The organism is Aerococcus tenax, assembly GCF_003286645.3.
GTDB lineage: Bacteria > Bacillota > Bacilli > Lactobacillales > Aerococcaceae > Aerococcus > Aerococcus tenax.
On record NZ_CP127382.2, the window covers coordinates 1,159,499 to 1,175,206 of the forward strand.

At 43.2% G+C, this 15,708-nt stretch carries 15 protein-coding genes and 1 tRNA gene; 3 read left to right on the plus strand and 13 right to left on the minus strand.

Annotated elements, in window-relative coordinates:
- Window positions 1-51 precede the first annotated feature (51 nt).
- Window positions 52-975 carry a KPN_02809 family neutral zinc metallopeptidase gene (gene ypfJ / locus DBT50_RS05530; protein ID WP_111853171.1) on the minus strand — a complete coding sequence of 308 codons (924 nt, stop codon included), beginning with the start codon at window positions 973-975 and terminating at the stop codon, window positions 52-54.
- Between the two features lie 197 nt (window positions 976-1,172).
- On the opposite strand from ypfJ, the gene DBT50_RS05535 reads away from it, so the two are divergent.
- Together DBT50_RS05535 and DBT50_RS05540 are read left to right on the plus strand one after the other, a co-directional pair.
- Window positions 1,173-1,245: transfer RNA gene (locus DBT50_RS05535), tRNA-Thr, on the plus strand.
- Window positions 1,246-1,842: 597 nt separating this feature from the next.
- Complete coding sequence (locus tag DBT50_RS05540; protein ID WP_111853170.1) at window positions 1,843-2,031, plus strand: hypothetical protein; 189 nt, start codon at window positions 1,843-1,845, stop codon at window positions 2,029-2,031.
- Between the two features lie 71 nt (window positions 2,032-2,102).
- Here DBT50_RS05540 and purB read toward each other — a convergent pair whose 3' ends face one another.
- The 12 genes from purB to purE all read right to left on the minus strand — a co-directional run bounded on the left by purB (window position 2,103) and on the right by purE (window position 14,857).
- Complete coding sequence (gene purB, locus DBT50_RS05545; protein ID WP_111853169.1) at window positions 2,103-3,404, minus strand: adenylosuccinate lyase; 1,302 nt, start codon at window positions 3,402-3,404, stop codon at window positions 2,103-2,105.
- Between the two features lie 3 nt (window positions 3,405-3,407).
- Window positions 3,408-4,688 carry a phosphoribosylamine--glycine ligase gene (gene purD, locus DBT50_RS05550; RefSeq protein ID WP_111853168.1) on the minus strand — a complete coding sequence of 427 codons (1,281 nt, stop codon included), beginning with the start codon at window positions 4,686-4,688 and terminating at the stop codon, window positions 3,408-3,410.
- Between the two features lie 16 nt (window positions 4,689-4,704).
- A complete protein-coding gene (gene purH / locus DBT50_RS05555; RefSeq protein ID WP_111853167.1) occupies window positions 4,705-6,258 on the minus strand; it encodes a bifunctional phosphoribosylaminoimidazolecarboxamide formyltransferase/IMP cyclohydrolase in 1,554 nt (517 codons plus the stop codon).
- A complete protein-coding gene (gene purN, locus DBT50_RS05560; RefSeq protein WP_111853166.1) occupies window positions 6,239-6,829 on the minus strand; it encodes a phosphoribosylglycinamide formyltransferase in 591 nt (196 codons plus the stop codon). Before purN ends, purH begins: the two co-directional genes overlap by 20 nt.
- A complete protein-coding gene (gene purM, locus DBT50_RS05565; protein WP_111853165.1) occupies window positions 6,829-7,881 on the minus strand; it encodes a phosphoribosylformylglycinamidine cyclo-ligase in 1,053 nt (350 codons plus the stop codon). Before purM ends, purN begins: the two co-directional genes overlap by 1 nt.
- On the minus strand, window positions 7,874-9,337 hold the full coding sequence (purF, locus tag DBT50_RS05570) for an amidophosphoribosyltransferase (RefSeq protein ID WP_111853179.1): 1,464 nt from the start codon (window positions 9,335-9,337) through the stop codon (window positions 7,874-7,876). Before purF ends, purM begins: the two co-directional genes overlap by 8 nt.
- 14 nt (window positions 9,338-9,351) lie before the next feature.
- Complete coding sequence (purL, locus tag DBT50_RS05575) at window positions 9,352-11,517, minus strand: phosphoribosylformylglycinamidine synthase subunit PurL (protein ID WP_390882513.1); 2,166 nt, start codon at window positions 11,515-11,517, stop codon at window positions 9,352-9,354.
- A 65-nt stretch (window positions 11,518-11,582) separates the two neighbouring features.
- Window positions 11,583-12,266 carry a phosphoribosylformylglycinamidine synthase subunit PurQ gene (purQ, locus tag DBT50_RS05580; protein WP_111853163.1) on the minus strand — a complete coding sequence of 228 codons (684 nt, stop codon included), beginning with the start codon at window positions 12,264-12,266 and terminating at the stop codon, window positions 11,583-11,585.
- Between the two features lie 5 nt (window positions 12,267-12,271).
- Window positions 12,272-12,517: a phosphoribosylformylglycinamidine synthase subunit PurS gene (gene purS, locus DBT50_RS05585; protein ID WP_013668813.1), complete on the minus strand. Its 246-nt coding sequence runs from the start codon at window positions 12,515-12,517 to the stop codon at window positions 12,272-12,274.
- A gap of 33 nt (window positions 12,518-12,550) precedes the next feature.
- Window positions 12,551-13,270 carry a phosphoribosylaminoimidazolesuccinocarboxamide synthase gene (gene purC, locus DBT50_RS05590; protein WP_111853162.1) on the minus strand — a complete coding sequence of 240 codons (720 nt, stop codon included), beginning with the start codon at window positions 13,268-13,270 and terminating at the stop codon, window positions 12,551-12,553.
- Complete coding sequence (gene purK / locus DBT50_RS05595) at window positions 13,270-14,409, minus strand: 5-(carboxyamino)imidazole ribonucleotide synthase (RefSeq protein ID WP_111853161.1); 1,140 nt, start codon at window positions 14,407-14,409, stop codon at window positions 13,270-13,272. Before purK ends, purC begins: the two co-directional genes overlap by 1 nt.
- On the minus strand, window positions 14,393-14,857 hold the full coding sequence (purE, locus tag DBT50_RS05600) for a 5-(carboxyamino)imidazole ribonucleotide mutase (RefSeq protein ID WP_111853160.1): 465 nt from the start codon (window positions 14,855-14,857) through the stop codon (window positions 14,393-14,395). The genes purK and purE overlap by 17 nt, the downstream gene beginning before the upstream one ends.
- Window positions 14,858-15,243: 386 nt before the next feature.
- Between purE and DBT50_RS05605 the strand changes: the two genes are divergently transcribed.
- Entirely contained in the window at window positions 15,244-15,696 is a 453-nt protein-coding gene (locus tag DBT50_RS05605; protein ID WP_181566070.1) for a MarR family winged helix-turn-helix transcriptional regulator, read from the plus strand.
- Window positions 15,697-15,708 lie beyond the last annotated feature (12 nt).

Here is a 15,708-nt window from a genome sequence, read left to right on the forward strand (position 1 = left end):
TCGACTTTTCGCTCCAGCGGTCTTGCCTTTTGACGCGCTTGTCACTCTTTATTATTTCTCGATATCTAATCGTGTATTAAATGTATCTCCATGTTCTAAGTCTCCGTATTGATAACCTCTTTGGAACCAAGCTTGCCGCTGAGCAGCTGATCCGTGAGTGAAACTATCTGGAACTACCCGCCCGTAAGCTTCTTTTTGTAGGGTATCATCCCCCACCGCATTGGCCGCTTGCATGGCCTCATCGATATCTCCCGCTTCGAGTAAGCCTTGGTCTTCAGCATAATGGGCCCAAACACCAGCGTAATAATCTGCTTGAAGTTCTAAACGAACAGATAAAGCATTCTTCTCCTCTTCACTAGCCCGACGGATGGCAGATTGATATTTTGCCATGGTCCCTAGCTCGGTTTGAATGTGGTGGCCAACTTCATGGGCCAAGACGTAAGCCATAGCAAAATCGCCTGGAGCATGGTAACGATTCTTTAATTCCCGATAGAAGGACAAATCGATATAAACGGTTTTATCTCCTGAACAATAAAAGGGTCCAGCCTGAGCGCTACCAAAGCCACAGCCCCCAGTTTGGACATGGTCAGTATAGAGTACCAAACGCGCTGGTTCATAGTCTTTACCATAATCAGCAAATTTCTGACTCCAAAAATCCTCGGTACTTCCTAAAACCGCAGACATGAATTCTTTTTCTTGATCACTTGCCTGCTGACTTCCATCCTGACTAACTTCTTCTGTTTTGGGGGCTGAACCGGTGGAACTGCCACTATTACCCAATCCGCCCCCTAAGAGGGAGCCACCACCAAAAATAGTAAAGGCCAAAATCAAGATAATCAGCCAACGCGGGGCGCCTCGGGTTAAGAATAAGAGACTCAGTAAGTTTCCTAAGCCACCACTCGACCGTCTGGGACCAGTCGACTGTCCCCTGCGATCTTCGACGTTCCGACTGCGACGTAAATCCTCCCATTTCATACTATACACCTGCTTTTTCTTTACCGTTTGAAGTATCTTATAACTTATTGCTAATTCCATTATACCATGTAAGCCCTTCCTTTAACGAATGATAAATACAATAAATTAATTTCCCCCTTTTCCACTGATTTTTAAAACAGACTTGCTTTTTACACCTAGCTAATGCTATACTAATGGAGTTGACTCCTAAGTCACAAGCCGAAATAGCTCAGTCGGTAGAGCAGTGCATTCGTAATGCAAAGGTCGTAGGTTCGATTCCTATTTTCGGCATATTGAGAAAATCAGAGAATATTAATGAAGATCAAAACGCTGATATATCAGCGTTTTTAATTTTGGAAAGATTAAGAAAACAACAGAATCTGAAATAATTTTGCACTAATTTTGCACTCTAAAACAGCGAAAATAGCAGAGTGCAAATTTAAATTTATTATTTTTTATAAATACCATATCTAAAAAATACAATCCTTAGAAAATTTTGTATAATGGGAAAATTAAAGCACCTCTTAGGGTGCTTTTTTATTTGATTTGGACCATTTGTTGACTTTACACAGTTTTTACTGCTTAATGAATATAGAAGCGTGAACATATTAAAAATCGGGTTAGTGAAAGAAAAAAAGGGACCTGTAGCGGGCAGAATTTGAACTTTGATCGTTGACATTGCTTAGTTATTCGAACTATCTAAAAAAGACGATTACCTATCCAAGCAGGAATAAGTCAATCGTCTACGCTAAAGGATATCGAGGAGACACCACTCTCTTATACCCTTATCTGATCATAGAAAGGAATCAGTCTATTGAAAGAATTTATTTTTGTCATATTTTGTTTTCTAGTTGTCTGGATTACATTTGAGAAAAAGAAGTGATAATAATGATCATTGACGTTAATAAAATAGAAGAACTGCTAAAAAGCGATATTACTAGTTATCAAATATCTAAGGCAACTGGTATTGCCACACAATCGCTGGATAATTATCGCAAGTATGACAGTAAATTAGAAAACATGCGCTTAGGTATAGCCCTTAAATTATATAACTATGCAAAGCAAGTATTGAAATAAAAAAAGGAGCTTTCTGGCTCCTTTTTTCATCAATATATTTTTTATTTTAATCGGTCTAAAAACCGACTCAGCTAGTCAGAAATTAAACCTAATCTTCTGTAGATCTCATTAACACGACGTAAATGATAATGATAGTCAAAAGCATCAGCGATAGCTTGTGGACTCAGGCGGTCAGTAATTTCTGGACAAGCCTCTACTAAACTCCTAAAATCTTGACCTTGGTCCCAGGACTTAGCGGTTAATGGTTGAACTAGATCATAAGCTGCTTCCCGTGACAAGCCAGCATCGACTAATTTTAATAATAAGCGTTGGCTATAGATTAAGCCATGAGTCGCTTGCATATTAGCCAGCATTTTATCTGGAAAGACTTTCAAATTTTTCAAAACTTTGGAGAAGCGATTTAAAATATAGTCTACTAGAATTGTCGTATCAGCTAGGATAATGCGTTCTGCACTAGAATGAGAAATATCACGTTCATGCCAGAGGGAGACATTTTCATAAGCAGTCACCACATGGCCACGACAAACTCGAGCTAAACCAGTAACATTTTCACTTGAAATGGGATTACGCTTATGGGGCATAGCACTCGAACCCTTTTGACCTTGGGCAAAGGATTCTTCTACTTCATGCACTTCTGATTTTTGCAGGTGACGAATTTCAGTGGCCATATTTTCAACACTGGTTGCAATCAAAGCTAAGCTGGCAATGTATTCTGCGTGTAGGTCTCGGGGGAGGACTTGGGTAGAGATATCCTGCTGACGGATCCCTAAATGGTCACAAACATAGGCTTCAATGTCAGTAGGGACATTAGCATAGGTGCCCACTGCACCAGAAATCTTACCCGCTTCAACACCCCGAGCTGCATGGTTAAAGCGTTCAATATTTCGCTTAATTTCAGCATAGTAACGCGCCATTTTTAGGCCAAAAGTCGTTGGTTCAGCATGGACTCCATGGGTTCTCCCCATACATACGGTGTCTTTATACAGTAAGGCTTTTTCTTTTAAAATGTCTAAAAGCTGGTCTAAGTCCTTTTCAATCAGACGATTAGCTTGTTTTAATTGATAGGCTTGGGCGGTGTCAACAACATCAGTCGAGGTTAGTCCATAATGCACCCATTTCTTTTCTGGTCCTAAGAATTCAGATAGGCAGCGGGTAAAAGCGACCACGTCATGGCGGGTTTGTGCTTCAATTTCGCTGATGCGGTCCACATCGAAGCGGGCATTTTGACGAATGGCTTGAGCATCTTCCTTAGGGATAACACCTAATTCACTCCAGGCTTCGACAGCTAAAATTTCAACTTCTAACCAAGCTTGGTAATGATTTTCAAGGGACCAAATAGCCCCCATTTCCGGCAAGGTATAACGTTCTAACATGAATTATCCGACTCCCTCTCTCTTATCTAATACCCAGTGACCAATATCTTTACGGTAAAAAGTCCCTGCTATCGAGTGTTGGGCTAAAAATTGATAAACTTGTTCACGACAAATTTCATATGATGATCCTTTAGCTACCAACATTAAAATTCTTCCACCCTTGGCTTCATAATGCCCTTCTCGCAAGTCAACACCAGCCCCATAGATTTGTAATCCATCAGGAAGCTTAGTAATCAATTCATCCAACACCATTCCTTTTTGATAAGTGCCTGGATAACCTTCAGCTGCAAGAACAACGCCTAGACTCACTTGATCTGCTTCCCAAGTGAGTTGACTTGGTCTTCCATGTAACAAGTCATCAATGACCCCAGCAAAATTATCTCCTAAAAGTGGCAGGACCACTTGAGTTTCTGGGTCCCCAAAACGAGTATTAAACTCAATCACTTTAGGACCATCTTGGGTTAAAATTAAGCCCGTATACAAGACTCCATAATAAGGACATTCTCTTAGCCTCATTTCCTTTAAAACCGGTTCAACAATGCGACTAACCACTTCATTAAATACCGCTTTACTAATAAAGGGAACCGGACTGTAAGCCCCCATACCACCCGTGTTAGGCCCTAGGTCATGGTCATAGGCCCGCTTATGGTCTTGGGCAAGAGGTAAGTGGAGGACTTGCCCTTTTCCGACTAAGGAGAAACAGGAAAACTCTACTCCCTCTAGATATTCTTCAATAACTACCTCATTTTGACTGCCATAACGATGGTCACTAAAGATTTCTTCTAAGAACTCTAGAGCGCTAGTCAAGTCTTGGACAATTTTAACCCCCTTGCCTGCAGCAGGACCATCCGCTTTAATCACCAGGGGAAAGTCTGCTGCTTTTACTGCCTCCCGGGCTTGGGCTAAATTATTATAGGCTGCATAAGCAGCAGTTGGGACATCTTGAGCCTGCATCACTTCTTTAGCAAAGTGCTTGGAAGACTCTAAGCGACTGGCAGATTGACTGGGGCCAAAGATTTGTAATCCAGCCGCTTGAAAGGCATCAACAATCCCATTAAATAAAGGAATTTCAGGCCCTACAAAGGTCCAAGAGATAGCATATTCTTTAGCAAAGTCAATTAAAGCCGGAAAATCATCCATGCTAATGTCTAAGCATTGGATACCATCCTTAGACATCAGAGGATTTCCTGGAGCGCAGTAGACTTCAGAAACCTTGGCATCTTGCTTGAACTTAAGTGCTAGGGCATGTTCCCGTCCACCGGAACCAATGACCAATATTTTCATAGTTTTCCTCCTGAAATTAGTGTCTAAAATGCCGCATGCCAGTCTTCAACATAGGAATTTTGGCTTGGTCAACCACGGCAATGGAATCATCATCATGGATAGAACCCCCAGGTTGAACAATGGCTTTAATGCCATGTTGGGCCGCTAATTCTGCGGTATCTGCCATTGGTAAGTAGGCATCACTAGCTAAAACCAAACGGTCGCGGTCAACTTCAAATGGATTAGCCAAGGCTTCGTCAATGGCTAATTGGGCTGAGCCAACTCGGTTCATTTGCCCAGCTCCAATACCTAACGTTTGATGGCCGTTGGCGACCACAATGGCATTGGATTTAACGTGTTTAACCACTTTCCAGGCTAATTCTAAAGCAGGCAAATCTTTGGGGTCGACATCATATTGGCCCATTTTTTGCCAGTGTTCGTGATCTTCATAAGCAGGGATATCTTGGTCTTGCACTAAGAAGCCACCCATTACGGAAACATATTCCTTAGCAGGAGAGAGCTTATGATCAAAGCCCTGCACTTCTAATAGACGTAAGTTCTTTTTGGTCTTGAGCACTGCTAAGGCCTCTTCACTAAAGGCTGGTGCAATCACAATTTCTAGGAAAATCTTATGCAATCTTTCCGCTAATTCTTTAGAGACTTCTTGATTAACCGCTACAATGCCCCCATAAATGGACATGGAATCGGCTTGGTAACAACGTTCAAAGGCTTCTTCAATCGTTTGACCAACCCCTACCCCACAAGGATTCATATGTTTGAGGGCCACCGCACAGGGTTGGTCAAATTCAGCAATCAGCGCTAGGGCTGCATTGGCATCTTTAATATTGTTATAGGATAAGGCTTTTCCATTTAATTGTTTAGCTTGGCTAATACTATAGTCATCAGCCAAAGGCGCTTGATAAAATTCAGCTTCTTGTTGGCTATTTTCCCCGTAACGTAAGGCTTCTTTTAATTCATAGGTTAAGGTTAATCGTTCAGGTTTTTCCTCTTCAAAACGGTCGGTGAGATACTGAGCAATTAAGGCATCATAGGCAGCTGTCAAACGGAAAGCTTTAGCTGCTAGACGTTGGCGATCTTCAAGAGTCGTTGCCTGTTTTTCTTTAAGAGAATCGATGACACTGGCATAGTCCTTAGGATCAGTAAGCACAGTGACATCCTGGTAGTTTTTGGCTCCAGCACGCACCATGGAAGGACCACCAATATCAATATTTTCCACCGCTTCAGCTAATGAAACCTGGCTCTGACTAATGGTTTCTTTAAAGGGATAGAAGTTCACCACCACATAATCAATGGCTTGTAAGTGGTTATCAGCCATGGTTTTCACATGGTCAGCATGGTCTCTTTGGAAGAGAATTCCAGCATGGATATTAGGATGTAAGGTTTTTACTCGCCCATCTAGCATTTCCTTAAAGCCAGTCACTTCTTCAACAGGAATAACTTTAATACCAGCTGCTTCTAGGTGCTTTTTACTCCCCCCGGTTGAAATGATTTCTATCCCAGCCTCCTTAAAGGCTTGGGCGAGTTCTACTAAACCTTCCTTATTAGATACACTAATTAATGCTCTTGCCATGATTCATTTCCTTTCTGACTAATTCTAAAATTACTTGAGGATATAATTGATGTTCAATTGTATGAATGGCTGTCTCCAAGTCCTCCAACTGCCATGCTGGATCAATAGTCACAGCTTCTTGGGCGAGAATTTTTCCTTGGTCGATATTTTCATCGATGATGTGGACCGTTACTCCAGTTTTTGCCACTCCAGCCTGATAGGCGTCCCTAATCCCATGACGGCCGGGAAACTTAGGCAAGAGGGAGGGATGAATATTAATAATCCGATTAGGATAAGCCTGGAGTAATGGCTGGTGGATCAGCCGCATATAACCTGCCAATAAAATGTAATCCAAGTGATGCCTCTGACAGAGATCGACTAGAGCTTCTTCATAGTCTTGGCGACTGGAAAAGTCAGTGGGACTAAATTGAAAGGCGGGAATTTTTAAATTTTGAGCGCGTTTTAAAACATAAGCACCAGCTTGGTCACAAAAGAGAAAGGCAATCTCAATTTCAGATTTTAGGCCCTGAAAGGCTTCCACTAAGGCTTGAAAATTACTACCCTGTCCTGAAGCAAATATTGCACATCGCATCATAATGTCTCCTCAAATATAATTTTTTCTTTTACATCACTAGCTTTTTTAATCTGACCTATGCGGTAAGTTGACTCCCCTTGGTCATGTAAGATAGCCTCAACTTCATCAATATGAGCCGGATCAATGGCGAGCACCATGCCAATCCCCATATTAAAAATATTCAGCATTTCCATCGAATCAAGCTGACCATATTTTTCTAAAGCCTTAAAAATTGGCAAGATTGGCCAAGATCCTAATTGAATTTGCGCTTTATAGCCTTCTGGTAGAATGCGGGGAATATTTTCAATAAATCCCCCACCAGTGATATGAGCCATGCCATGGATCAATGACCGCTCAATTAAGCTTTGCAATGTCTTCACATAGATCCGGGTAGGAATAAGTAATTCATCAATCAGACTTCGGTCTGGTCCTAGTTCTTCTAAATGGATATCCAAAGAAAAATCATTATCCTTAAAAAAGACCTTTCGCACTAAAGAATAGCCATTAGAATGTAAGCCGGATGAGGCTAGGCCCAGAAGAATATCCCCTTCTTTAACCTTCTTGGGGGTAATGAGCCGTTTCTTTTCAGCAATACCGACCGCAAAACCAGCTAGGTCAAAATCCTGTGTGGCATACATACCGGGCATCTCTGCAGTTTCTCCACCAATCAAGGCAGCGCCAGCCTGTTGACAGCCTTCTGCTACTCCTTTGACGATACGCTCAATAACAGCGGGCTGGTTTTTGCCCACCGCGATGTAGTCCAAGAAAAACAAAGGCTGAGCGCCTTGAGCGAGAATATCATTAACACACATAGCTACACAGTCGATACCGATACTGTCATAGCGCTGAGATTGGATAGCTAGCATTAATTTAGTGCCGACACCATCCGTGCCAGCTAATAAGCAAGGCTCTTCATAGTCAAAGCCGGCTAAAGAAAAGGCGCCAGCAAAGCTTCCGATCGCTCCCATCACTTCTGGGCGCCAAGTTTTTGCGACTTGTTTTTTAATTCGTTCTACCGCTTGGTAACCGGCTTCCACATCCACTCCGGCATTTTGGTAGGCATTAGTCATAGTTAACCTCCTCTTCCTGCAAAGATTCTAGGTATTCTTTTTCATAGTCATATAATTCAGTGGGGTAATCGCCATTAAAATAAGCCATACATAGGCCTTGATACTTGCCAGGCCCTTGTAAATCGATGCCCTTAATCAGACCTTTCTGACTGAGGAAGGCCAAGGAATCAGCCCCAATCAATTGACAAATTTCTTCAACTGAATTTTGGGCAGCAATCAATTCGCGGGTATTAGAAATATCAATGCCGTAAAAACAGGGGAACTTTAACGGTGGACAAGCAATCCGGACATGGACCTCTCGGGCACCCGCTTCACGTAAGAGGGCCACAATCCGCTTAGAAGTCGTTCCCCGGACAATGGAATCATCAATCATGACTACACTCTTACCAGACACAACCTTGCGGACAGCCGACAACTTCATCCGTACCCCTTGTTCTCTTTCAGCCTGACTGGGTTGGATAAAGGTACGACCAACATACTGGTTCTTTACCAGACCCATTTCATTGGCTAAGCCAGCAGCCTCTGCATAGCCCATGGCTGCTGACAGAGAGGAATTAGGGACTCCAACCACCATATCGGCTCCTTCAGCAGGACTTTCCTGGGCTAAGATTTCCCCACAACGCTTACGAGCGGTATGGACATTGACATGTTGGATATTGGAATCAGGGCGGGCGAAGTAAATATACTCCATAGAACAAATGGCTTGGTGACGGTTTTCTGTATAGAATTCGCGCTCAATGCCCTCATCCGTGATATACACGACTTGTCCGGCTTCGACGTCAAATAAGGTTTTAGCTCCAATTTGGTCTAAAGCGCAAGATTCTGAAGCCATCACGTAGGCCCCATTGTCTAACTGGCCGACTACTAGGGGCCGAAAACCATTGGGATCGCAAGCTCCTACCAGTCCCTTATTGGTTAACAAGATATAAGTAAAGCCACCCTTTATCTGTCCTAAGGCTTCTTTAAGTTGGTCCTTAAAATTAGTCGCCTTGCTGCGGCGAATTAAGTGCATGAGCACTTCACTATCTGAAGTCGAGCGAAAAATAGCTCCTTGTTCTTCTAATTCTTCCTTTAAAGATTGACCATTGACCAGGTTACCGTTATGGGCTAGAGCCAGGTCACGGTCCGAAAAGTGGAATAGGAAGGGTTGAATATTATTCAATGAATGGTCGCCAGCTGTCGCATAACGCACATGGCCTAAGGCAGCTTGCCCAGCAAGCTTATCGAATTGGTCTTGATTAGAAAAGACCTCACTGACTAGGCCTAAACCGCGGTATTCTTGCATCCGACCTGTCTCTTTGAGACTAGTGATTCCGGCACCTTCTTGGCCACGGTGTTGGAGGGCCATCAAACCATAAAAGCTAAGCCGAGCAGCATCAGGATGGTTCCAGATACCAATCAGACCACACTCTTCATGGGGAAGGTCATAGTTTTCCTGGTCAATATAGGTGGTCACATAGTTGGGGTCTTTTATAAATGGGCTTGTTCTTCTAACTGACACGCTAAGGCTCCTTCCCATAACTCCTTCAATTCACTCACGCTTAGGTCAATGCTTTGGTCCTTGGCTTCAAAATAAAATTGATCCTCATCGGTCACCTGGCCTAATAAGGTCAACTTAGCCTGGCAGGAAGCTTCAAAGTCAGCTTGCTTTTCAGGCTTGACGGATAGGACAAAGCAGGAAGGACTTTCAGCAAATAAATCAACAGCCTCTCTATCCCATTTAGCCTTGATTCCCAGATTTTTTCCGAAGCAGGATTCAGCAAGTGCCACACCCAAACCACCTTCACTAATATCATGGGCTGAAGCAAGATAACCTGCTTGAATGGCTTCGAGAACCGCTGCTTGGTTAGCCTTTTCTTGATCTAAATCAAAGTCCAGTAAGGCACCAGAAACTTGGCCAGTTTCCATCACTTGTAATTCAGACCCATTAAAATCAGGGCGAATCTCTCCCAGCAGGTAAATAAGGTCGCCAACATGCTTAAAGTCTTGGCTGGTGACATGATTTAAATCCTTGATCAGGCCTACCATGCCAATAACAGGAGTCGGATAAATCGCCTGACCATTACTTTCATTATTTAAGGAAACATTGCCTGAGATAACTGGGGTATTCAAGAGACGGCAGGCCTCAGAAATACCTTGAGCTGCGGTGGCAATTTCATAGAAAATATCAGGATCATCAGGATTACCAAAGTTTAAGCAATCAGTAATGGCTAAGGGTTGTCCCCCACTGGCAACAATGTTACGTGCCGCTTCAGCCACAGCCAATTGACCACCACGTTCAGGGTTTAAACGTAGATAACGGGCATTACAGTCAGTAGTCATTGCCAAAGCTTTTTGGGTACCACGAATGCGAACAACCGCTGCATCTGAACCCGGTCCAAGCACCGTTGAGGTTCTCACCATGGAATCATAGGTTTGGTAGACTTTGGTCTTTGAAGCAATGGTCGCTTGTTGGAGTAAGCCTTGTAAGATCCGACTGGCATTTTCTTCTTGAGCTTGGTACTGGTCTTGAGCTTGGTCTTGGTAATAGTCTGGTTTAATCACGGCATGTTCATATTCAGGGGCATCTTCAGCCAAGGCATTAACGGGGACATCCGCCACTAACTCGCCCTTATGGAAGAGCCGGTAACGCCTATCGTCAGTCACCCGACCAATCACTACCGCCTCAAGCTGGTATTTGTCAAAAATTGCCTTAATTTTTTCCTCTTGGCCGGCTTTGACACAGAGAAGCATGCGTTCTTGTGATTCGGATAGCATCATCTCATAAGGAGTCATGCCCTTTTCTCTTTGAGGGACTTGGTCGAGGTCTAGCACTAATCCGGTCCCAGCTTTGGAGGCCATTTCCGAGGATGAAGACACTAAGCCAGCAGCGCCCATGTCTTGGATCCCCACCAGTTCATCTGGACAGTTTTGGATAACCTCTAGGCAGGCTTCCAGTAAGAGTTTTTCCATAAAAGGATCTCCCACTTGGACAGCAGAACGTTGACTTTCTTCTTCATCATTAAATTCTGCTGAGGCAAAGGTCGCCCCATGAATGCCATCCCGACCAGTCTTAGCACCCACATAAATAATGGTATTGCCAACCCCGGCGGCTTGGCCTTTTTGGATATCCTTTTGGTCCATGAGGCCAACACACATGACGTTAACCAGAGGATTCCCTTGGTAGCAATCATCAAAGGCAATTTCCCCACCAACCGTTGGGATTCCAATACAGTTCCCATAACCAGCGATCCCCTTGATAATTTCATGGAAGAGATATTTGGTCCGTTGATGACTAAGTGGACCGAAGCGCAAGGAATCCAGTAAGGCAATAGGACGCGCCCCCATGGAGAAGATGTCACGGATAATCCCGCCTACACCAGTCGCAGCCCCTTCATAAGGTTCTACAGCTGAGGGGTGGTTATGGCTTTCTGCCTTAAAAACCACTGCCTGGCCATCACCAATATCGATAATACCGGCTCCTTCTCCTGGTCCCTGTAAGACTTGAGGCCCTTGGGAAGGAAACTTTCTAAGGACAGGCTTAGTATTCTTATAGGAACAGTGTTCACTCCACATAACAGCGAAAAGACCCGTTTCGGTGTAATTGGGGAGACGTCCCAGGATATCAACCACCATTTCATATTCCTTATCCGTCATGCTCCATTCCCGGTAAATTTTACTTTCTTTAATTGCTTGAGGACTTAGTTCTTGGGTCACTCTCTTCACGCTCTCTTTCCCTCTGTTTCAAAATACTTGACCATAGACTGGAAGACCTTAAGCCCATCTTGACCGGCAATGATTTCTTCAACCGCCCGCTCAGGATGAGGCATTAAGCCAATCACATTCCCTGCCTTATTGGTGACCCCAGCGATATTACCTGTTGAACCATTGGGATTTTCTCCGGCATAGGTGAAAATAATTTGACCGTTAGCCTTTAAGTCAGCTAGGGTTGCTTGGTCGCAGTAATAATTACCTTCGCCATGGGCAATGGGTAAAGTAATTTCCTCTCCTTCTTGATAGAGACTGGAAAAGGGACTTTGGTTGTTTTCAACTACTAAGTCTTGTTTTTTACAGATGAAGGCTAGATCACAATTAGGGAGAAAGGATCCTGGTAAAAGACCACTTTCACAAAGAATTTGAAAACCGTTGCAGGTTCCTAAGACCAACTTGCCGCTTTGAGCTAAGCGTTTCACTTCTTCCATAATCGGGGTAAAACGGGCAATAGCTCCGGTCCGTAAATAATCCCCAAAGGAGAAACCACCTGGCAACATAATGGCATCATAACCCGCTAAGGAAGTCGCACTAGCAGGAACATAGTCAGCTTCTTGGCCCAAGACATCACGGATAGCAGTCAACATATCCATATCGCAATTGGATCCAGGAAATTGAATCACAGCAAATTTCATGACGGCTAAACCTCCTTAATGGTATAGCGGTAAGTTTCCATATTGACATTAGCTAGGAGACGGTCACAAATATCAGCAACCGCTTGGTCGACATCGCCAACCTCTTTGGCAATTTCCATTTGAAAATACTTTCCTTGACGAATATTTTTAACTGCCTCATAACCCATTTGGTGGACGCCTTGCATAATGGCTTGGCCTTGAGGGTCGAGAATGGATTCCTTATAGGTGACAAATACTTCAACTGTATACATAGTGACCTCCCTGTTTTTTCTAATTGATAGTCCTTAATCTTTAATAACTTCTTGTAAACGTTTATAGACCGCTTGGTAGTAAGGGATCATATCGCCTTGATCATTGCGGAAGATGTCCTTATCAAAGGATTTCCCACTTTCCTTATCCCAGAGTCTGGCGTTATCCGGTGAAAATTCGTCAGCCAGAATAATATCTCCCGCTGCATTCTTTCCAAATTCTAATTTGAAATCGACCAGAATCAGCCCTGCTTGGTCAAACAGCTTCACTAATAATTTATTAATTTCCTTAGTCAATGTTTTAATCCTTGCGATTTCTGCAGGATTAGCCGCTTTAAGAAAGAGAACATGATCGTCATTCAATAGCGGGTCATTCAAGTCATCATCCTTATAGAAGAATTCCAGGATACCACCTTCAATGGCTAAGCCCCGTTCAATCCCTAAGCGTTTGACAAAGGAACCAGCAGCATAATTGCGATAAACCACTTCTAAGGGAAACATTTCCGCCTTCTCAACGATTTCTTCTCGTTCATTAAGCACTTTGACCAAATGGGTAGCGATACCATGGTCAGCTAAATAAGTGAAGATCAATTGGGTAATAGCTTGGTTAATCCGCCCCTTGCCAGGTAAATTTTCCTTTTTAGCCCCATTGCCAGCAGTCGCTTGGTCCTTATAAAAAACTTTTAAATACTTATCATCATCGGTTTGGTATAAATCTTTAGCCTTACCGCTATAAATTAACTTTTCTTCTGTCATTATTTACTCCTTTTCCAAATTCCACTGTCATCAATCTTTTCAAGACTAGCTTCCATATCTTCTGGCAATAAGGTAACATGCCCCATTTTACGGTTGACTTTGGCTTGGTCTTTACCGTAAATATGCAAGTGCCAATCGCTATGCTTGGGAGCAGCTTCTAAGACCTTATCTAAATGTTGTCCTAAGACATTTACCATAAGGGCTGGACTTAATAATTTGGGTTCAGCCAGCGGCAAGCCACAGACAGCGCGAATATGAAGGTCAAATTGTGAGAAATCACAGGCTTCAATGGTGTAGTGCCCACTATTATGAGGACGAGGTGCCAGTTCATTAATTAAAATTTGTCCATCTGCCATTAAGAACATTTCAATTCCTAGGGCGCCGACCAAGTTTCCTGTTTTAGCTATTTTATGAGCCAGGTCTTGGGCGGCTTGACTAGCTTCAGCGGAAATTCTAGCGGGAACAATGGATTCATGGAGGATGTTATGGACGTGGATGTTTTCCGAGACTGGGAAAGTCACCACATGACCATTTTGTTCGCCGATAGCCATGACTGAAATTTCTTTAGCAAAAGGCAGCCATTGCTCCAGCACACAGGCTTGCTCATTGAGTAAGTCCACACAATCAGGCAAGTCTTTTTGGCTATGAAGAACCCTTTGGCCCTTGCCGTCATAACCAAAACGCCGCGTTTTTAATACAGCAGGATAACCTAATTCTCTGACCGCATGTTCTAAATCTTCCATGGTCTCGACCGGTCGATAAGGAGCGACTTGAGCGCCCGCAGCTTCTAAGAACTGTTTTTCATGGAGACGGTCTTGGCTAGAATGGAGTAGGTCTACCCCCTGAGGGAGATAGGCACGATCACCGAGGACTTGTAAGGATTCAGTATCGATATTTTCAAATTCAAAAGTTAATACATCGCATTGAGAAGCAAAGTCTGCTAAGGCTTGGCGGTCATCATAGGCCTTCTCATAATGAAAATCGGCAACTTGAGAGGCTGAACAATTATGTCCGGGATCTAATATTCCTACCCGATAGCCCATTTCTTTAGCGGATTGGGCTAACATTTGTCCTAATTGTCCTCCACCGATAATGCCGATGGTTTCCCCAGGTAAAATCGTCTTAGTCAAGTTGATCACTACTTTCTATGGCTGCTTGACGCATATTTTTTCGATAATTTTCCAGGGCTTGGCTGAGCCTTGCATCCTCAATGCTTAGAATCTCAACCGCCAGCAAGGCAGCATTTTTAGCCCCTGACTGTCCGATGGCTGTGGTGGCGACGGGAACACCGGCTGGCATCTGAACGATGGATAGGAGTGAATCCAAGCCACTTAGAGCGTGGGATTGAACCGGAACCCCAATAACCGGTAAGGTGGTTTGGGCGGCTAACATGCCTGGCAAGTGGGCTGCTCCTCCTGCTCCGGCAATAATTACTGCTAGGCCTCGCTCACGGGCGCTTTTAGCATAAGCAAACATCTCATCTGGCATCCGATGGGCAGAAATCACACGTTTTTCATATGGCACTTCAAACTGGTCTAAAATCTGACAGGCTTGACTCATGGTTTGCCAGTCCGATTGAGATCCCATCACTACTCCTACTTTTATCACTTGACGGCCTCCTTAAATAACAAACATTTGTATAGAATAAATATCAAATATTCGTGATTTACTTGTTTACATGTAAAAATATACCATATAATTTTAAAATTTCAATTTAATTACGTATATTATTCGATAAAATCGTTTTCATAATACGTATTATTGCTTTGATATTATTTTTAAGGCCAATTTACCTCTAAAACAGCTCCTATTGCCGAACAATCGGAAAAAGACCGCCTTCGAATCAAGACGGTCTAAAAATATATTTTTATTAGCCAAGCATATGATTTGTCGCCTAGCATAAGTCCTGTTAGTATATGTTTAGTGGTAAACTGTTTATAACTAAACCAAATGTTGATAACGAGGTGAGAACGATGACATCAAGTGAATCGGGCTGTGAGAATTATAACCACGCCCTCAATATCTACCAGTCCCTGGTAAGGCTTTACCGGAGGAACCTGCAAGATACCAGTCAAGCCCTAGCTGATTTCTCTTGTCAGATTAATGTGCCCCAATTTGATTTACTGTCTTATATCTGTGAGCATCCAGCAACTAACCAACAGGAGATTGCTATCCAACTCTGTGTAACTAAGGGTAATGTTAGCCAATTACTCCAAAAATTAGAGGAAAATGGCTATATCAAAAAAGAAATACAAGGCAGAAGCCACCTGCTCTTTCCCACCAGTAAGGGAGAAGACCTTTACGGAAAAATAGCTTATGACTTGAGTAACTTCCAGCGAAGCTTTTTTAATGCTCTGGATAATGAAGAATTAGCCACCCTTGACCAACTTTTAACCAAAGTCTGCCAAGACCATCTGCATAAGTAATCGATAGGAAAA